General features: G+C 39.0%; 17 protein-coding genes. 3 read left to right on the top strand and 14 right to left on the bottom strand.

Features of this window, described 5'->3' with window-relative positions:
- Window positions 1-332: 332 nt before the first annotated feature.
- The 11 genes from WKU33_RS10080 to sfsA form a co-directional block, all read right to left on the bottom strand.
- A complete protein-coding gene (locus WKU33_RS10080) occupies window positions 333-1,169 on the bottom strand; it encodes a hypothetical protein (protein ID WP_340454378.1) in 837 nt (278 codons plus the stop codon).
- On the bottom strand, window positions 1,156-1,635 hold the full coding sequence (locus tag WKU33_RS10075; RefSeq protein ID WP_340454377.1) for a Mov34/MPN/PAD-1 family protein: 480 nt from the start codon (window positions 1,633-1,635) through the stop codon (window positions 1,156-1,158). The genes WKU33_RS10080 and WKU33_RS10075 overlap by 14 nt, the downstream gene beginning before the upstream one ends.
- A complete protein-coding gene (locus WKU33_RS10070; protein ID WP_340454375.1) occupies window positions 1,622-3,316 on the bottom strand; it encodes a ThiF family adenylyltransferase in 1,695 nt (564 codons plus the stop codon). Before WKU33_RS10070 ends, WKU33_RS10075 begins: the two co-directional genes overlap by 14 nt.
- 11 nt (window positions 3,317-3,327) lie before the next feature.
- Window positions 3,328-4,368, bottom strand: a complete 1,041-nt coding sequence (locus WKU33_RS10065) for a nucleotidyltransferase (protein ID WP_340454373.1) — start codon at window positions 4,366-4,368, stop codon at window positions 3,328-3,330.
- Window positions 4,369-5,274: 906 nt separating this feature from the next.
- Window positions 5,275-6,237 carry a glutamine-hydrolyzing GMP synthase gene (gene guaA, locus WKU33_RS10060; RefSeq protein WP_268239585.1) on the bottom strand — a complete coding sequence of 321 codons (963 nt, stop codon included), beginning with the start codon at window positions 6,235-6,237 and terminating at the stop codon, window positions 5,275-5,277.
- A 58-nt stretch (window positions 6,238-6,295) separates the two neighbouring features.
- Window positions 6,296-8,494, bottom strand: a complete 2,199-nt coding sequence (locus WKU33_RS10055) for a transglutaminase TgpA family protein (RefSeq protein ID WP_340454371.1) — start codon at window positions 8,492-8,494, stop codon at window positions 6,296-6,298.
- Complete coding sequence (locus WKU33_RS10050; RefSeq protein WP_188856842.1) at window positions 8,491-9,750, bottom strand: DUF58 domain-containing protein; 1,260 nt, start codon at window positions 9,748-9,750, stop codon at window positions 8,491-8,493. The genes WKU33_RS10055 and WKU33_RS10050 overlap by 4 nt, the downstream gene beginning before the upstream one ends.
- Window positions 9,750-10,709 (bottom strand): AAA family ATPase, encoded by a 960-nt coding sequence (locus tag WKU33_RS10045; RefSeq protein ID WP_336252017.1) that lies wholly within the window; start codon window positions 10,707-10,709, stop codon window positions 9,750-9,752. The genes WKU33_RS10050 and WKU33_RS10045 overlap by 1 nt, the downstream gene beginning before the upstream one ends.
- A 406-nt stretch (window positions 10,710-11,115) precedes the next feature.
- Window positions 11,116-12,615: an amidase gene (locus WKU33_RS10040; protein WP_336252018.1), complete on the bottom strand. Its 1,500-nt coding sequence runs from the start codon at window positions 12,613-12,615 to the stop codon at window positions 11,116-11,118.
- A gap of 50 nt (window positions 12,616-12,665) precedes the next feature.
- Window positions 12,666-12,965 (bottom strand): AbrB/MazE/SpoVT family DNA-binding domain-containing protein, encoded by a 300-nt coding sequence (locus WKU33_RS10035; RefSeq protein WP_156857953.1) that lies wholly within the window; start codon window positions 12,963-12,965, stop codon window positions 12,666-12,668.
- A 97-nt stretch (window positions 12,966-13,062) separates the two neighbouring features.
- Complete coding sequence (gene sfsA / locus WKU33_RS10030) at window positions 13,063-13,746, bottom strand: DNA/RNA nuclease SfsA (protein ID WP_188856844.1); 684 nt, start codon at window positions 13,744-13,746, stop codon at window positions 13,063-13,065.
- Window positions 13,747-14,091: 345 nt separating this feature from the next.
- On the opposite strand from sfsA, the gene WKU33_RS10025 reads away from it, so the two are divergent.
- Together WKU33_RS10025 and WKU33_RS10020 are read left to right on the top strand one after the other, a co-directional pair.
- Window positions 14,092-15,105 carry an MBL fold metallo-hydrolase gene (locus tag WKU33_RS10025; RefSeq protein ID WP_336252066.1) on the top strand — a complete coding sequence of 338 codons (1,014 nt, stop codon included), beginning with the start codon at window positions 14,092-14,094 and terminating at the stop codon, window positions 15,103-15,105.
- Complete coding sequence (locus tag WKU33_RS10020; protein ID WP_156856986.1) at window positions 15,102-16,490, top strand: FAD-binding oxidoreductase; 1,389 nt, start codon at window positions 15,102-15,104, stop codon at window positions 16,488-16,490. The genes WKU33_RS10025 and WKU33_RS10020 overlap by 4 nt, the downstream gene beginning before the upstream one ends.
- A gap of 67 nt (window positions 16,491-16,557) precedes the next feature.
- Here WKU33_RS10020 and WKU33_RS10015 read toward each other — a convergent pair whose 3' ends face one another.
- Both WKU33_RS10015 and WKU33_RS10010 read right to left on the bottom strand, forming a co-directional pair.
- The gene (locus WKU33_RS10015; RefSeq protein WP_340454366.1) at window positions 16,558-17,475 is read right to left on the bottom strand and encodes a chemotaxis protein; all 918 of its coding nucleotides are present in this window, start codon (window positions 17,473-17,475) and stop codon (window positions 16,558-16,560) included.
- A gap of 199 nt (window positions 17,476-17,674) precedes the next feature.
- The gene (locus WKU33_RS10010) at window positions 17,675-18,646 is read right to left on the bottom strand and encodes a DMT family transporter (protein WP_340454364.1); all 972 of its coding nucleotides are present in this window, start codon (window positions 18,644-18,646) and stop codon (window positions 17,675-17,677) included.
- A gap of 139 nt (window positions 18,647-18,785) precedes the next feature.
- Between WKU33_RS10010 and WKU33_RS10005 the strand changes: the two genes are divergently transcribed.
- Window positions 18,786-19,664, top strand: a complete 879-nt coding sequence (locus WKU33_RS10005; RefSeq protein ID WP_340454362.1) for a LysR family transcriptional regulator — start codon at window positions 18,786-18,788, stop codon at window positions 19,662-19,664.
- 68 nt (window positions 19,665-19,732) lie between these two features.
- Here the strand turns inward: WKU33_RS10005 and WKU33_RS10000 are convergent.
- The coding region (locus WKU33_RS10000) for a VanZ family protein (RefSeq protein ID WP_340454360.1) at window positions 19,733-20,117 on the bottom strand (385 nt) is incomplete at its 5' end.

Here is a 20,117-nt window from a genome sequence, read left to right as displayed (position 1 = left end):
TTATTTATGTGCAAAAATAACAAACTAAAGAAATAGGAGGGGAACGGGAATAAAAGGGACTCATAATTAATCACTCCTAAATTCTCACAACAAAAAAACGCCATCTATCGGTAGATGCCGTTTAAATGACGATTTTGATGTGATTAATGGTATATTTATCAATATTTAGAATCATTTTTTTCTAACTTTGTAATAATAACGATTGTAAAAAATTAAAGAAACAAATATAGAGATCTTGATGTAAATATGCTAACGAAGAATACTAAGTTTCCCTTCAAAGATTTCAATTTGACCTAATAGCAAAACAATATAAGATATAATAATTCTGAAGTTTATTTCTTAATGGAATAAGGAGTGGTAAACATCCTTTTGCCTTCAGAACTCTGTTGATATATTTTTAATTTATAATTAGAAGATCTATTCCCTGTCTTAAAGCATTTCTCAGCAATTTCATAATTATGTTTGGTATTTGTAGTCGCATATATATTTAATTCACTTAATTCATTTTCATATTCATATACCTTCTTTAAAACTAAGTTCACAAGACTTTTACTATATTTTCTTACTCTACCATCAACATTGGCTCTGCTGATTATTATTAAAGGAAAATCTCTTTTTGCTTCAGGTATCTGCTCAATTGAAATAGTGTACGTATCCTCTATCACTAAATTTACTTTTGAAAAGTCTTTGTTATTATCAAATATCTTGACACTTGCTTCATTACTATCTATGTCTAAATCTTCGCTATATATAATTTGATCAAAGGTATCAGCTATTATGATAGAGTATTGAAGCCAAATTGGAATTCTAACTAAATTTATTTTACTATAATTCAATATTCTTCCCGCTATAAAAAAATATGCATAAGAACAATCAATGTAATTATTACCCTTGTTTACATATTTGTTTTGATTCCATGCCCGAAACTTAACTAACAATAAATAGGACAATACCATTGAAATAGCTATTACTACAATATTACTATTAATTTTCAATGAAGATATTATAATTTCCACATCTGTTATAATATCGGAAAAATATTTTTTAATTAAAATGTTCTTTATCCCATTAAATGCTTGGCTATTATAATATACCACAATGGGAGTAGCTAAAAACGGTAGGATAATTAGAATAATTTGAATAATAATTTTTGATTTAAAGACCTTCAATTTCCATGATCCTTTCCATTTTAGTTATTTTAAAACTTTTATTACAACTCCAAGCATTGATTGTATTTATGCCTACAATAATAAAAATATAGTTATTCTCATCATTTTGTTTTTTTACATTACGTATCCAGCTAATTTTATCTACACTCGATGGAGATGGTATGCCCTCTGGATGTGTGTGCCACTCACCAATACAAATAATTTTTTTCTCACTATTCACCCATATTTCATCAGATAGCTGTTGATGAATAATTCTATTCTTTTTAAAGAAATTACGACTACATTCATCTTCCGGTTGTGGTAAAGTTACATCAGTAATGATAATATTTCCATTCTTCAGCCTTTTTCCCATAAGGACACCCCCGGATTCACACATTTCAGAATCAATCTGAATATACCCCTTAAAAAGATTCTCAACTTGAGAAGTTAACTCAACAGCTAAATGATAATTCTCAAAAATGATCATGGCATACCCCACAAATTTTACATTTATTATTTATAAAATTCGACTGATAGCTATTTATTTTATTTAAACTAAAATACCTTTGACTAAATCTATAACCTTTAGACTCAAAAGTAGATGTTTCTCCAAACCAAGTCTTAATACCATTCTCTACCTCTTTATAAACCGCTTTTTGAAATAGTTCAACAACTTCTAAGGCACCACGACTGGAAGTCAATGAACCATAGGGGATAAAAGCAGATCTACAACTAGCTAAGTTCCTTTCAAACTGTTGCCCTTCTTCTGCAAGAGATGCTCTGTTGGGAATCAAATTCCCTGTAATTGGATCAGTGTATAGGCATTCATAACATCCTTGCCTTGAATAATCTATATATAAAGAATGACCTCCAATACCTAAAGGTTCTACCCATGAATAAAAAGCTCTATATTTTCTCATAGAGAACAATTGGTTTAATTGTAAGCTTGTCATAGTATCCCCTATACAAATAAAGATGTAATCAAATGTATCAAAATAATTTTCTTCCTTCTCTAAAATGTCTAACACATTCATTGCTTCATATTCCACAGTTAGATATGGTGAATCTTTTTCCAAGCATTCTGCTAATGCCTCGCACTTAAATATACCCTTACTTTTCCCATGAAAACTACTAACTCCAAGCGAATGTCGATACAGATTATCAACTGAAAATATATCTGGATCAATAATAGTCATTTTTCTAATTCCAAACTTTGACAACTCCGACGCAACTTTACTTCCGACTGACCCCGCTCCAACTAAAGCAATATTTAAATTAATAAAACTATGGTCTCCACTTGTTCTTTCAAGTAAATATTCTAAATCAAGTCTCTTCACTAATAGCGGTGTAATATTTCCCGTAAATTTTTTAAAAGAAGTATTTCTAGTTTTCAAAAAAACACCTATAATAATATCATTATTTTCTTCGATTGGAATACTCAATAGAATTATTTTACCGTTTTTGCTATTTTTTAACTGAATCCATTTATTAAAAAATACTTTATTGGATTGAGATAAGTTTTTAGTAATAATTGCTTTTAGTTGCTTCTTACTCCAACCTTGTCTTGGGTTTGGAGGCAAAACATTATTATTGTCTCTTAAAGGTATAAAAAGAGCGTCTATCGAAGATATCCGCTGAATTTTGTTTGGATAAAACCTCTCAATTTCATCAGGAATATATCCGTCATCTAGCTTATCACATACAATCAAATGTTCACCATCACTAAGAACATCAATAGACTTAATTGAATTATCAGGACGAACGAAATTACTCACATAATTTATGTCTTTTTGTGCATCCCAAAACGCAACGAACTCTTTCCTAAAGTCTGAAATGTTAGTCTTTGAAACCCCAGATTCTATTGTTTCTATCGCTTTCATTAAAGAAGCTAAAACTAATGTTTTTGGCGTTGTTCTATCAAATAAAATGTTGTTCTCTGTTGAAAAACAAACAAATCCATTTTGTTCAACATGTGGAATAAATATTTTTAATTCCTCTATATTTTGAATGAAAATTTTGGGGAGCACTACCGGAAATAATTTAGGTAAGGTAATTTTCAAAACTATAACCTTTCCATTACGGCTTGAATATTCTCCTAAAATACTCGTGTCATCTGCTTGTCTAACATTACTTAATTTCTCTTTTAATAACTCAATATATTCATCCAACATTATATCACCTAAGCACTTGGATAATCTGAAACAAACGCATTGCTTTCCGCTTTTGAAACAACCTCTTCTTCAGAAACTATAATAAAATCATCCCCAAAATGTTTATTCATTCTTTTAGTTGCTTCATGTTCATCTAATGTATTTTTAGCATACTCCAGATCTTCTGATAAATTTTTAAGTTTATCTTTGAAATCATTCATCTGCTTATCAGTCATCTGTTCATATATATCTGTTCTAGGTTTAACTGGAAGGTAAACCTTTAACCTTGAATACCATGTATCCTCTTCAAAATTATAGGTTTCGGAAAAACTGTTTAACATATTCTTTACAAAGTTATCTAGAGCATCTAAATCATTGTATGTTTTCTTTCCTGAAAACGCATCTGTAACAGAATAAGGATAAAAACTTTCTAATGCAGAGACAGTAATACCAATGCCATTTGGTCGATTCTCTTGATTAAACTTCTCATCTTTCCACCTTTTTAAATATCTAATACACCTTCTGAATTGTTTTCTATCGTCAACATCAGCATAACTATTAGTAATCTTATCTTTCAACTCCTTTGGATCCGCTTCTTCCCAACATCTATTTTCCCTAGAACTAAATTCTTTTCCTTTTGCCAAAAAGTAGTTTCCATCTTCATTTGCATAAATAGCTATATCTACATGAACATTTTCGTCATTTGAATCGCCAGCAAAACTAATGGTCACACATGGTTTCTTTATTTTTATTTCAGCTGAAGGAAATACCTTCTCCATCGCTTCTTTCACCCATTTTTTTGCAGTGACTGGATTAACGCAATCCTCTCTTTTCATATCAATACTTAAAGCTATATCAATGTCAAAATCAATGTTTTCATCAATACTTTTAATTCCAGTATGCATAGCATAACTACCTTGAAGAAAATGACTAAATGAATGATCAATATCTAAATGATCTTCTAATCCACTAATAACTTGGTCACGATAATCCCTTAACAATGAATTATCTTCGTAATCTAATTTAATTTCATCATGAAAATTTGTGAAGTGTTTTTGCATATCAACCATTTATTTCCCTCCTAATGTTATCTCTGCTATTATTCTATCTTATTTAACATCACCATTCAACTATATATAGTTTAAAACTCTTAACAAAACACAATATATAGTATTGAAATTGTATTGTATAGGGAAATAAACTAATAAAATCCATTATTTTATTTTAGTCTCATACTTAATGATAAAAAATTTATCGTTTTCGCAACATTCAAATCCTATTACATTAAACATCAAAGGAGTCATAGTAAGGTTTAAATCACCATCACTACTTTATAAATTTACCGGTAAATCCTTCTTTTTTAATTATCTCTTATATTCCCACACCCCCAGATCAATTATCACTGAAACGGTTATGTGGTTTTCCCGTCCTTTATTTCTAGTTTTTTCCTTACCCAACAAACACGAAATGCTTATGAAAGTAATTAAAACGAAGGATTTCTATATAATTTCTCTTTGTAGTATCGCCACACACTTATGCATGGAGTTAGTTGCAAAGAATAGAGTTATATATTGTATATGATACATACACCTCTTCCATTTCTCATCCTTTATTTGTTAACATTTTCGGTAACCTAGCATAGTTAATTTTATATTATTTCACTCAAAATATTCACAAGGTAAAAACACTATGGCGGAGATAATTTTTCTAGAAGGTCTAGTTTATTAATAAATTTTAAACGATTAATTCTCACTCTCTAAATAACTAATGCTCAAAAAACCCTAATTAACAGCGACTTCAAAATAAGTGAAAATGAAAAAAAGAGATACTGCTTTTACACAATATCCCTCATTTTTCTCCATCTTCTCTGGCGGAATCTTGGCGGAGAACCTATTCATTTTTAATCATTTCATCCATTTTACGTACCATCGAAATGCAGTCAAATCAACGTTTTCACTTCAAATGCCTCTAGTGAATTATTCCCACTCAATCGTCGATGGCGGCTTACTCGTCACATCATAAACTACACGGTTAACCTCTTCGATCTCCGTCACAATTCTACTCGAAATCTTCTCAAGCACGTCCCAAGGAATTCTCGCCCAGTCCGATGTCACACCATCAACTGAATTCACGGCACGAATGCCAACCGTATGAACATAGGAGCGTCCTCCATCTTTCACACCAACACTGCGGATGTTAGGGAGGATGGTAAAGTATTGCCAGATTTCACGGTCAAGGCCTGCTTTTGCGATTTCTTCTCTTAAGATTGCATCAGACTCCCTTACAATCTCAAGCTTCTCTTCAGTCACTTCGCCGAGTACACGGATACCAAGTCCTGGCCCTGGGAATGGCTGTCTCCAAACAATATGATCCGGGATGCCAAGTGCCGTTCCGACAGCGCGGACTTGCTGCTTAAATAATGTTTTAAGCGGTTCGATCAATTCAAATTCCATTTCTTCTGGCAGGCCGCCGACATTATGATGGGATTTGATTATTTTTGAACCATCCGTTCCGCTTTCCATAATATCGGTGTAAACTGTTCCTTGTGCAAGGAAACCGATGTCCTCTAATTTCGCAGCTTCATCGTCGAATACATAGATAAACTCATTTCCGATAATCTTTCTCTTCTGTTCTGGGTCTGTGACACCTGCTAATTTAGATAGGAAACGATTCTTTGCATCTACTTTGATAATATTCATATGGAAATCTTCTGCGAAAACTTCCATCACTTGATCCGCTTCATTTTTACGCAATAAACCATGGTCGACAAAGATACATGTCAGTTGGTCACCGATTGCTTTATGCACGAGCGCTGCTGCAACAGAGGAATCAACCCCGCCACTCAAGGCACAAAGCACCTTTTGATCGCCGACTTGCTCTTTTATCTTTTGCACTTCTTGCTCAATAAACTCTTCTGCATTTAATTCATTTGGTTTCATTGTGATTGCTCCTGTCTGCTATCTAATATTCTCATTTTACTAACCAATGGAAATCGGGTCAACCCATAATTGTTTTCAGCAACTTTTTCCAGGTGGTTTTTAGTTTGTTCATTTCTTTCGGATTGAATTCATTACGATAAAGCATTCGTTCATAATAAGCGGTCAACATTCGCATTTCACCTGTTCCATAATGGGCATCCACTCGTTTCGCATATTCACGTAATGTCTGGTCATTTTTTCGTTCATTTCCTTCGTGATCTAGAACCGTGAGTAAATGAAGATATGCTTCTTGAAATGCTTCCTGACTCTGGTTGCGATTAAGTTTCATGGCTAGGAGCTTCGTTTTTATATTGAAACGGTACTTATACAGTACGAAGAAAATCAATAGAGCTACTAAAACAATAAGCCCACACTGCCACCAGGCAAGACTGAAATTATGATTAGAAGGACTAGCCATTGCTGGTGTTGTTTCCTCTTCTTCCAGTTCCCTTTCAGTTTCAGGTAATTCTGTCTCTGGAGCGTCAAGTACGTCATCATAAGCATCAAAATCTTCGGTATCTGTATTCGCCTGATCCGCATGGAATTCCGTCAAGTTCGAGAAGCCTTGAGTCGGTTCAAAGGAAACCCAACCAGACTCTGGAAAGTACACTTCCACCCAGGAATGGGCATTGGAATTCGTCACTTCATAAATATGATAATTATCCCGGTTTCCTTCACCAATTATCTCTCCGCCGGTAAAACCTTTCACCCAGCGAGCCGGAATATCGAGGGTCCGAAGCAAGACGACCATAGATGTCGAGAAGTTATCACAATAGCCAACCTGTGTTTCAAAGAGAAACTGATCAACATAATCATCATCCTCGCCCGGAACGGCAACTCCTGTCGTCTGATACGTAAAATCGTGACTGCTAAAATAGCGTTCAATCGCGCGTGTTTTCTCATACCGGCTCTCATAACCTGCCGTTATCTCCTCCGCAAGTTCAGCAACGCGACTTGGAAGTGTATCGGGCAGATGAAGATATTCCGCCATTTCCTCTTCATCATTTCCCGGGTCTTCCCGTAATGCAGTTAAAGAATAAGACGTCCGGTCATAGGCTAGCTGATAAAAGCCAAGTCTCAGTGTTTCCCCGTTTTCACGAGCTTCGATTGACTCTGTGATCTGATCAAGGAATAGATCTGGTTTAGGCATTGGTGCCATGAATTTTTTTACCCCATACGGATAAACTAGTTTTTTTAAATTTTGTCCCTCTTGAAACTCTATTAATGCAGTCGATTCTTCGGTCTCCACGTTCCCGTGATACATATCCAGATGAATTTCTCCATCTTGTTGTTTAATATAGTCATGATCAGCAGATGATTCCCAGCCTTTTCCGGTATAAATTTCTTTTGTTTCTATTCGCCAATATTGATCTTGGTCAGTCTCCGCATGAAAAACCGGCGTATCATCCTGGATAAAGGAGCCGCCAAGTTGCGAATCATCTTCCCCGTAGCCAACCTTCTGTATGGTACCACTCCCAGAACCGCCGACCTGTTCTGCAGCACCTTCAAGAAACGGTACTGGATCCGGCCATTGGGGATCAAGCTTAGGTGCGACAAGGCCAAGCAAGACGGAGAAGACAAGTGTAAGCATAATAGGCAGAATCCATTTTGTTTTTTGCTTAATCCGGTCGAGCGATATTTTCTCTCTTTCTAGGTCGCGGTTAAAGTTCGTAATCGCGAGGGAAACTAAAGAAATAATAAAGATTCTTATGATCGCAAATTTCGCGTCATACAGTGTAAATGTATCCAACACCGTAATGTAGACGAAAGTCAGGAAGATGAATAAGAAAATTCGCTTCATCTGCACAAACCAGTAATGCAGCAGGTAACTCATTAACCAGATTAGGAGTAAAAAAAGAAAACTCCGGAATAATGGGCTTAAATAATACCAATCCTGGCTAATAAATATATTCGCGTTCATCGTAAATTCCAGTAAAAAATAGTTCAACCACTCCCTGCTAAGGAAGGTCATATCAAAATAAAGTCCATTCAAAATGAATAAAAGTCCAAAGCCTTTCAGCAAAAAGCTTGCCCACCATTTCAACTGCAAGAGCGAAATAAAAAAGCAAAAAATCGTATAAATTACAAAAACCGCGATACTGCTCGTGTCTGTCACCTGTTCAATCGGATAAAGCCACTCCAGAAAAAGGACGAGCCCACCGAGGTAAAGGATGACATTATAAATATTTGACTTGGTCACGTTCTGTTGCTCGTTCATCGAATACTCACCTCAAGTGGGGTTGTAAGCCATTCTTTTTCCGTTAATAAATGGATTGCTATTCCAGATTTTTTTATCTGGGCAATCATGTCCTGTTCTTTTTCCAGGATAAACTTTGAACCTTGAATATAAAAAATCACAATTTGTGCGGTACGCTGTCTTAACTCTTGAATCGTTTGCCGGAAGAAGTCGTCCACCGTAGACGTGATAATCACGAGTCGCTCCATTCGCTTCTCAGTCAGCATCAATTCTTTTAAAGCACCTGAAAAAGGACCATCTCCGTCTGGCTGTATCTTCGTCAAGTAATAGCGAATATCACTTTTCCCCTGATTGGATTCTCTTAGCGTAAATTCTTTCGTTTCTTTTCCGACTGTTAATAATTCAATATTAGTTGTTCCTTTTTCCAGTTTTTTAATGAGTGACAGAGTAAGTTCGACACTCGCTTCAAAGGCTAATGGGTTTTTTCGTTTAGGAATGCATGCATCAAGAAGAATGAAGAGACTATCGCTTCTTGCTTGTTCGAACTCTTTCGTCATGACGGATTGATTTTTTGCCGTCTGTTTCCAATGGATCCAAGAAAAGCGGTCGCCTGGAGCGTATTCACGTACACCCGTTGCAACATTCGTATTTTCTAACTGGAAAAGATTGACGACTTGCTGCCCCTGTTCAAAGCTGACAGCACGGTCCAAGAGCCTAATCTCCCTTGTGTTCGGCTGGACGATCAGCTCGTCTTGCACCGGAAAGATATGTTCCTTTTTCACAAATCCAAAGACATCGCTAATGAAGACACGTACGCCTTGCAGCTCAAGCTCTCCTCTAGGGAGATTTTCTAAGCGGTAGGAAATCTCTAGCTGCTTTTTAAACCCGATCATTTTCATTTTTTTCACCGTGCGATCGATCGTTACATGATCCGGTTCATTTAAAAATGCATAGTCGTGATGCAACCTATTCCAAGTTGCTGGCATAATTTCTTCCACCACTCCGTAATAAAGCGGTAGAGGAAACTTTCTTTCCAGGTGGATCGTTACATCTATCGCGTCACCTGCCTGGACGATTCGTCTCGGTAGCGTTCGACTCACTTTCCAATGATTCAATGGATAAAATAAGAGACATAGGTGATAGAGCAGGATTGGAAGGTAGCTGTAGAATAAGAACCAGCTGACAAATCCACCTTGGAACATCGCGTAGGAAAATAATGCAGCAAGCAGAATGAGAATGAATAGCAAGTTTCCAATGAATCTAATTGTGACTTTCATCAGTCCGATTCCCTTCGAACCGGGATATGTGTTGCTCGTAATATCGATTCCATGATGTTTTCGCCCGTTTCACCGTTGAATTTCGCATCTGATGTAAGGATGATCCGGTGTCTAAGTACAAACGGAGCTAAATATTTCACATCATCAGGAAGCACATAATCACGGTCGTGAATGTACGCGTATGCTTTCGCTGCTTTCATTAGTGCAATCGAACCGCGGGGACTAACGCCAAGGTAAATGGCCGGGTGTTCCCTTGTGCCGTTTACAATATTCACGATATACGTGTGGATCGAGCGGTCGACATACACATCATCCACTTCAGCTTGAATCATCGTTAGTTCTGCATTGGACATGACGGCTTGAATGGTTTCAATCGGGTGCTTTAACGAGGTTTTCTCCAACAGGTCAATTTCTTCGGCAAAGGCCGGATAGCCCATTTTTAACTTTAAAATAAACCGGTCCAACTGCGCTTCTGGCAGTGGATAAGTCCCTTCATACTCAATCGGGTTCTGGGTTGCCATGACAAAGAATGGTTGGTTTAGTGTAATCGTGCGGCCGTCAACACTGACACTTTGCTCTTCCATCGCCTCAAGAAGTGCGGACTGGGTTTTCGGAGAGGTGCGGTTAATCTCATCCGCTAAAATAATATTCCCTAAAATCGGACCACCCCGGAATTCAAACTCCATTTCTTTCGGATTATATATGGAAATTCCAGTAACATCGGACGGAAGTAAGTCCGGGGTGAATTGAATCCGTTTAAAATCACAATCTAATGATTTCGCTAATGTCCGGACGAGCATCGTTTTCCCAACACCTGGAACATCCTCTAGTAGGACATGCCCCTTCGCAAGTAAAGCAACTAAGCTGAGGGTAATAACTTCCTCTTTCCCAATAATTACCTGGTTCATATTCTGAATGACTGGATTAATCTTTTCATTATAAACGATCACTTCTGCCATCTTATCCAACCCTCTCTCAACTTCTATATATCAAGCTATTGTTCTAGCATTTAGTATGTAACAGATTATTAGTAATTATACCATCACTATACAAAAAAAGAGTAGTGATGTAAAAGGAAGATAGCTGGATTTATTATAGTTCAGGGGACGCAAAAGAATGTAGGCTACAGGGTGAGGTTAGGATGTTAGAATTTGCGAGATTAGATCATCGGTATTCTAGCAAAGTAGCGAGAATCGGTGGCATTTGAGCGATTAAATCAGCCTTATTCAAGCGAAAGTGCGCAAAATCCGGGCATTCAAGCGATTAGAGAAGCGATAAGCATCCAAACAAGCATACTCGTCCACCTTCATAGATGTAAAAAACAAAAAAGCAGTGAACCATCACATCGTCCACTGCTTTCATCATTTATTTTACAAAATATGGATTCCCTTTCAATCCAATCCAGTGATCCGTCTGCTCGAGCTCGGAAGCAAGCTTCAGCAAGCGATGCTCCTCACCCTTCGAAGCAATCACTTGAACACCAAGCGGCAATCCTTCTTCCGATAAGTAAACAGGCAAGGACATCGCCGGCTGACCCGTCAAGTTAGCAAGCATGCCAAATGGCGTATAGGTCAAGCTCGGCAGGAACATATCGTAAACAAGCTGCTGTTGTTCGTCTTTCGTTCCTTTATGAATATCGCGCAGGAACGCCTCTTTCTTCTCCCCTGTCACTTCAAGCTGTCCAATTTTCGGAGCGATATCCGCTGTCGCAGGAGTAATATAGAAATCATACGTTTCATGCAGTGCCGCCATCTGAGCAGCTGCTGTATCCCAGGAAGCAAGACTTGCGGAGAAGTCTGCTCCGGAGATGGATTTTCCGGCAACATGCATCATCCAACCCTCAAGCTCGATATCATCTTCCGTCAACTCTCGACCGAGTGCCTGCTCCAAACCTTGCACGGTCATATTCATTTCACCGCTATTCATGATGTAGTAATCCTTCATCAATTGTATGCCATCTACACCATTCGTGCGTTCATCCACCTCATGCCCTTCCGACTCAAGCCAATTCACGACTTTCATGACGGCATTCTTCGCATCGTCTGACACCGGTGTGCCAACTGGAGACTCGGTGGTAAATGCAACTCGGAGCGGCTTTTTCTGACCGCCCTTCAAACTGTCCAAATAATGATCTACAAAAACAGGTGCATGGAAAGCCGCTTCTGGTTGGAACGTCTGCAACTGATCCATCATCGCTGCTGCGTCACGCACGGTTTTCGTCAGCATAAAGTTAATCGATGCACCTTGCCAGTCACGCCCTGCACCGGGACCAACTGGCATTCTTCCTCTTGTCGGCTTCAGACCAAATAATCCAGAGAAAGACGCCGGGATACGAATCGATCCCCCACCGTCACTCGCACCGGCAACAGGTACCACGCCGGAAGCAATTGCGGCTGCCGCTCCCCCGCTGGAACCACCCGGTGAATACTCGGGATTCCACGGGTTACGGGTTGGCCCATATAATTTTGGTTCGGTAATATTTTTTAAAGCAAATTCGGGTGTATTCGTATGCCCTAAAAATACAAACCCTGCTTCTCTTAGTTTTCTTACAAAATGAGATTCTACTTCAGCAACATAATTTGCAAGCAGTTTCGAGCCGGAGCTTAAAATTTCCCCGGGAAGTGATTGGGATACGTTTTTAAGCATCGTTGGCACACCGGCAAAGGGCGCCTTCCCTACTTCTATCTCTTCTGCTTCTGTTAATGCTTTGTCTTTCCGGATACTTGTTGCTAGATTCAAGTCTGGTTGGACTTCCTCCAAGCGATTCAGTGCTATTTCAGTTAATTCTTTCGGTGACACTTCTTTTCTTTCTAATAGTTCAGCTAAGCCTACTGCGTCATAGTGTACATATTCTTCTGTTTTCACTTCATCACCTCAAGTAAAAATTTGGCATTGCAACTTCACTATATCGTAATCTAGTCTTTTTTCAATATAAAAGCCTCTTTCTCTATGTCGACATAAAGAGAAAGGGGTGTTGGTTCCGTGATGCCTAATAGTCTTCTAAACTCGGCAGGGATTGTAATCGAACCTTTCGTTGAGACATACCGCTGATTTTTCTTGTCATCGAGGCCTGAATGGTAAATCCAAATTTCCTTTCCTTTTAGATGGATCTCAAGTAATGTACCCGGTTCAAAACCGAATTTTGTCCGTTCTTTTTTAGGCAGATTAATAATACCCGATTTATCGGATGCTCTCACTTTTTTCAGGAAAATCATACTGTTCACTCCTATGCTTCTTGGATTCCTGCTGTACCAATATGAAAAAACTCACTCATTCCATTAGAACGCACAGGAAAAGAAATCTGTAAATGGATTATACAATGGGAAGTAGACGATCGAGTTGAATCGTGGATGCTGTTACATGACTATCATAAGCAAGAATGCTTACACCTAGACGTTCCGCCTCTTGTAAAGCCTCGTGAAAATGGGGGTCCATGACGCGATGTGACGTAAATGAATGACAGCCTTTCATCTGGATGACAAAAAGAACCGTCGCCTCATAGCCTTCTTGCACTGCTTGAATAAGTGTTTCCACATGCTTCGTTCCTCTTGTTGTCGGAGCATCAGGAAACATTGCAAGCCCGTCTTGTTCTAACGTGACACCTTTCACTTCGATAAAACCACCGCGCTCATCCCGGTAATAAAAAAGATCAAACCGACTGTTTCCGAAACGCGCCTCACGTTTCAAATCTCTTATTCCATGAAACTCTTTTATTTTTCCCGCGGCAAGTGCATCATAAACAAGCTTGTTCGGAATCTGTGAATCAATGTTAACCCAGCGTTCTTCCTTACGTGCTGCAATGATGGAAAAGCGGGTTTTCCGATTTGGATTATCTGAAGTTTCTAAAGAAAGCGGAACACCAGGCTTTAAAATTTCTGTTAAACGACCTGTATTTTTTATATGGACTTTTTCAAGTTCCCCATTAATATAAACTTCAGCGACAAAGCGGTTTAACTTCTTCGCAAAAATTCCTTCCACGACCTTCCCGTACTTCATCTCTACACATCCAATCCACTTGGGTTCCTATAAAATATTTCTAATTCCTCATTTTAGCATATCATGTTCTGCTCATTAGAGAAATTTTCATCACGTATTAACGGTCTGTAATACCCCCACTTCTAAACATGAGGGAAGCCCATTATGTGAGGGGTGGGGATAACAGTTCGTAAATCCCTGATTCTGTTCAACTAACATTCAGTGGGGAGAAGGGATCCCCACTGAATGAAGTTTCACTTTATGGAGTAAGTATTTGTATTTAGCAATCTTTCCGCTTATGATAGTACTATATATTTTCTGTAAAACTCTGACAACTCAACTGGGAGAATGGAGGAATCCATCTTGATGACCTATACGATTGAAAAAACAAATACGAAAATTATTCCGCTGGAAGTGCCAGCACCTAATACGTTAAAGAGCATTAACTTTTATTTACTTCAAAAAAATGACCGGACGTTTTTAATCGATGCTGGCCTTGATAAAGATACCTACTGGGAATACTTACAGCAATCCATGCAAGCAAACGGCATCCGGTTCCGTGATTTGACGGCAATTTTATTAACGCATCATCACTTCGACCACGTGGGGCTTGTTCACCGGATTTCTAAAGAATACGATACTCCGGTCTATATCCACCCCTACGCACTACCGAAGATAAAAGGAGACCCGGAATTTTTATATAAAAACTATACATTCTTCGCTGATTTACTGAATAAATTAAATACTGGAGAATTCGGAGCAGAACAGGTAAAGGCTAGATACAAGCGGCAAATGAACAATCCGAAAACAGCTTTAAACTGGAATGTGAAAGCAATTGAATCAAGTACACTATTCGACTTTGAAGTGATTGAAATCCCCGGACATGCGCCGGATCAAGTTGCGTTTTATTTACCAGAAGAAAGTATTATCTTCATCGGGGATTTATTAATCGATCATTTAAGGAGTAACGCCTTTGTCGAACCAGCACTGGATGGTAGCCGAATCCCTGCCCTTACGCAACACGTAGCTTCGCTTGAAAAAATTATCGAGCTCAATCCGGAAACTGCCCTTTCTGGACATGGGAAGGTCATCTATGAACCTGCTAAACTAGCAAAGAGAAGGCTTGATGCGATTGAAGCAAAAGCAAAAAGCATCAAGTCCATCATCGAAGCAGGCATTACAACCGGAAGGGAAATCGTGAAAAAACGGCACCCAAACAAATACGAAGATATCTTCTTCACGCTCATGTCCGACACGCTAAGCTTCCTCGACTACCTCGAAACAAAAGGCCAACTAACCAAAAAAGAAAAAAACGGAATCTGGCACTGGGACACGGGGTCAGAGAATTTGTCCCAAAAACACTACGGTAAATGGCAATGAAAGGAGTCTACACATTGGAACAACTATTACAACATTTAAAAGAAAACTTAACAGAAGATCAGGTAACAACGAATAAAACCGTAAGAGAATTACATGGTCGCGACGAAACATATCTTGCAGAGAGTCTACCGGACGTTGTCGTCTATCCGAAATCAACAGCAGACGTTGCCCACATTATTAAAGTTGCCCAAAAGTTTAATACACCTGTCACCCCTTTTGGAGTCGGGTCCAGCCTAGAAGGTCATATCATTCCGTACAAAAACGGAATCACAATTGACTTCTCTTTAATGAATAAAATCTTAGAAATTAAAGCTGAAGACTTGCTCGTGAAGGTCCAGCCTGGTGTGACGAGGGAACAGCTCAATAAAGAACTGAAAAAACACGGATTGTTCTTCACCGTCGATCCAGGAGCAAACGCAACACTTGGAGGTATGGCTGCAACGAATGCAAGTGGTACAACTTCTGTTAAGTATGGTGTGATGCGAGACCAAGTGAGAGATATGGAAGTTGTTCTTGCAGATGGCAGCATTATCCATACAGGAAGCTTAGCAACGAAATCATCTTCCGGCTATCATCTGAACGGACTTTTCGTCGGGTCGGAAGGTACACTCGGCTGTTTCACGGAATTAACATTGCAAGTATACGGAATTCCTGAGCATATTGTAGCAGCCCGCGCGGTATTCCCGGATCTCTCCGATGCTTTCCAGGCTGTAACATCAATTTTACAAGCTGGTATTCCAATTGCACGGGTAGAATTTGTCGATGAAGCATCGATCGTTCAATTAAATAAATTCAGCGATACAGATTACCCGGCAGTCCCGACACTTTTCCTTGAGTTCCATGGGAATGCAGAAGGTCTCAAGGCAGACCTCGCCTTTGCAAAAGAAATTATGGAAGATCAGAGCTGTCAGGAGTTTATTTCTGAATCGGATACAGCAGCCCGCAATCACTTATGGGAAGCTCGTCATAACTTGGCCTATGCCTTTGCTCATGATTATCCAGGTAAAAAAATGATGCTCACCGATGTAGCCGTACCGATTTCGGAACTAGCGAACGCTGCAATTTATGCACGACAGGAAGTTGATAAATTAGGGATACCGGGCGGAATTGTTGGGCACGTTGGGGACGGAAATTTCCATTCCATTCTAATGATTGATTTGGATAACGAAGAAGAGATCAGGAAGGCAAAAGAATTCAACAAAAACATTGTTCTCTATGCGCTGGAACGCGGTGGAACTTGTACGGGTGAACATGGTGTCGGGATTGGGAAAAAGCCATACCAAGAGCAAGAACATGGTGCTTCTCTTGAAATAATGAAGCAGATTAAGAAGACATTAGACCCGAATAACATCTTAAATCCAATGAAGATTGTAGATATCGATTAAGCGAAAGAAACGCATCGCAGCGGCTCAAACCCTTGAACCGTTGTGACGCGTTTTACTTTCCTCTAACCTATAAAATATATTTATCGATTTCTTTCACAAGGTCGACAAGCTGCGGTTTACTCACTTGTGCACTTGCTCCGACCTTTTCCCCCTTATGATATAAATCATCCGTGATCAGGGAGGAGAAAATAATGACCGGGATACCTTTCAGACGATTATTTTGCTTAATCCGGTGGGTCAGATGATGCCCGTCCATCTGGGGCATTTCAATATCTGTCAGTACAAGCTGCACGATTTCTTCGGGATGGACCGTTTGATCCTTCGCAAGTACTTCCAAATACTCCCAAGCTTCCTTCCCGTTTTGAAAAACTGTCACATTATCATAGCCGGATTTTTCCAATGTATCTTTAAGCAATGCCCGCAATACACCTGAGTCTTCTGCGAGAATGATTTTTTTCATCGTGCGTTCCCTCGGCCCTAACGCCTTAATACTGTCCACATTCCCGCCTAATTCCGGATTAATTTCGACGACGATTTTCTCAATATCAAGGAAGACCGCGAGCGTGTCATCATGAAGTTTAATCAAGCCTGTCGCATACGGTTGGTTGCCTGTGGCGAGTTCGCTTGGCTTCTCAATTTGCTCCCAGGAAATCCGGTTGATACGCTTCACTTTATGCACCCGAAAGGCAATCTTGATCTGGTTTAGTTCGGCGATAATAAAATGATCTTGCTCTGGATTTATCGAATCCTCCTTATTTACAATGTCTGAAAGCTTGACTACAGGTATGATTTCTCCCCTCAAGTGGATGACACCTTCTACATAGTCAGGAGCTTTCGGAATGCTTGTAATCGGAATAGGAGTGATGATTTCCCGCGTTTTCAGCACATTAATCGCAAAGGTTTCATCCCCTAATTCGAAAAGGATAATTTCCAGTTCATTCGTTCCGCTTTCTAATAAAATTCCATTGTTTACACTTTTTGTCATACCGATTCTCCTATCTCCAATACGTGAGATATTTTACACTATATTTTACGGTGTTGCCACCATATTTTCAATCGATATCGACATGCAGCTTTTTATATATCAAGATCCCATCGCTGTGACATGGTAAATTCTAGAATTTTTTTCATAATATGCAGCTCCCCCACCTGATGGAAATAGCTTTTTCCAGAAATCTGATTCATTACGATGTATGTTCCGCGAGACGTGAATTGGCGCTTTCTCTCATTTGCTTTTTCCGCTCGGTCATTCTTAAATAAATGTTATTGCCGAGTAAGGAGACGATGATGAACAATGTACCGATATAATCATACGCTGTCAGGCTAGTGCCTTGGATAAATGAAATGGTCAGTGTTGTGATTGGTACAAAGTTAATGAATAATAGAGCATTAATCGGTGACAAGATCGTTACCCCGACGTTCCAGCCTACAAGTGCAATAACTCCGGGGAAAATTGTCATAAATGCCAAATGTGGACTTGTCACAACGAGCGTCTCAACCGTTGGAACTGAAACATAGCCGGTAAGAGTTAAGATAGCAACGATAACTACTGCAGTTCCTGTCCCTAGCAAACAACTTAACGTGGAATAGCGTAAGGCAGACCAACCAGCAAACCGCGGTCCCCCCATCGTATAGACAACCCAGCCAATCACTGCAATTAATATTAACAAGGATGGGAACATATTGCTCGTTGCGCCGAGGAATGATTGGATATCTCCCTTTGTAATAACCAATACCGCCCCGACAAAAGCAAGAACGACGAATCCTAAAGTAAGACTTTTCGGTAAGCTTTTATATAGCAAGGAGACGATCACGATGGAGATCATCGGCATTAATGCTTCCATGACCGAAGCAACCATGATTCCAGACTCCCCTAATAAGTCTTCTCCCCAGAAGATCAGCAAATTATAAATGGTAAATGCCATTGTACCGAAAAACCATAGTTGCTTTCCATTTCCTTCCAAACGGAAAGCCTGCTTCCCTTCTTTCCATAATAAAAACGCCACTAAAATGACGCTTACACCTGCATAACGAATAATCGTAAAATAAAATGGATCAATATGTTGAAACGCCGAATGAGCAACTGGGAACATCGCACCCCAGGAAGCCGCGGCGATAAAACAAAGAATCGCTCCAAACCAAAAACTCTTTCTCATTACTGCCCTTTTCCCCTCTCTTTATCTATTCTATTACGATTGTCTAATACTGTAGGTATCTTGTAAAACGAATTAAAATGATGACATCCATCACTTTAAGTGATACCATTGAGTTGCTATAAGATTGAGGGGGAAAGTCATGGAATTAAAGGATCTGGAAATATTCCAAGTTGTGGCGAAGAAAGGGACGATTACAGCTGCAGCGAAAGAACTTCGCTACGTCCAATCCAATATCACATCTCGGATTCAGAAATTGGAAGAAGAATTGAACACACCCTTATTTAATCGCCACCATCGCGGTATGACTCTGACACCTGAAGGAAAAAAGCTTTTGACATATAGTGAGGACATTACGTTGCTCGCCAAGGAAATGAAAAAAGCAGTGCAAAGTAAAGAAGAACCTGCCGGGAGACTCGAAATTGGCACAATCGAAACAGTCTTTCAACTGCCGAATATCCTTGCTTCTTTCGTTAAAAAGTACAAAAATGTCAATTTGTCGCTATATTCCGGAGTGACCAGCCAATTGGAAAAACAAGTATTGGACCACCAGTTGGACGGTGCCTTTGTAACAGCGGGGAATTTCTCTCCAGAAATTGTGGCACATGAAGTGATTGAAGAGGAACTTGTACTCATCGCCCACCACCAAGCAGATTTGACCGATGCAATCCAGGAAGAGCCGGTTCTTTGTTTTTCAAAAGGATGTGGATACCGGGCCCGTCTGGAGTCTTGGTATGAGGATGAGAATATTCATCCGAAGAAAATTATGGAGTTCGGTACATTAGAGACGATTCTCCGTAGTGTTGTCGTTGGACTGGGCATTGCCTTTGTTCCGAGATCATCCGTAAGCCATTTAGAAGAAAGTGGGCTGATCTCCTGTTATTCTTTACCGGGTGCATATAGTAAAGTGAAAACAATGTTCATTCGGAGAGAAGATACATTCCTTACAAATACATTGCAGAAGTTTATTGAAACAATTGAAACGAATAAAGATATGGAGATTCATTCGCTTAAATATTAATACGAAAGACAGTTTTGCTAGTCATTATATTTACCTACTTTAAAATCTTACTACCTTCATAAACTATTTTAATTGACTATAATTAGTAGTCCTAATAATCCTATAACGCAAACTGTACTAATTATAGCTAAGACATTTAAGACTTTATTTATTTTCTGTTTCTCTTTAAATATTTTGCAGAGTATAAAGTAAACCCCAATGCCTACCATTCCACCTAATGTATTACCTATAAAATCTGTGATATCGGATGCACCAATGGCAAATACGAATTGAAGTACTTCAAACAACAAACTTACACTCGCTATTGGTGCAATTTTTTTCAAAAACGACCAATTTGGCTTCAACATGCTCAAATAAATTCCAAAAGGTATAAAAATAATGATGTTTAAAATAATCTCATCAAAATCAATTTGATTATTAATGATCGTCGAATCTGCAAAAGGGACTATATTA

The organism is Oceanobacillus sp. HCA-5259, assembly GCF_037892815.1.
GTDB classification, from domain to species: domain Bacteria; phylum Bacillota; class Bacilli; order Bacillales; family Amphibacillaceae; genus Oceanobacillus; species Oceanobacillus indicireducens.
This window is presented reverse-complemented; position numbering and strand designations above follow the sequence as displayed.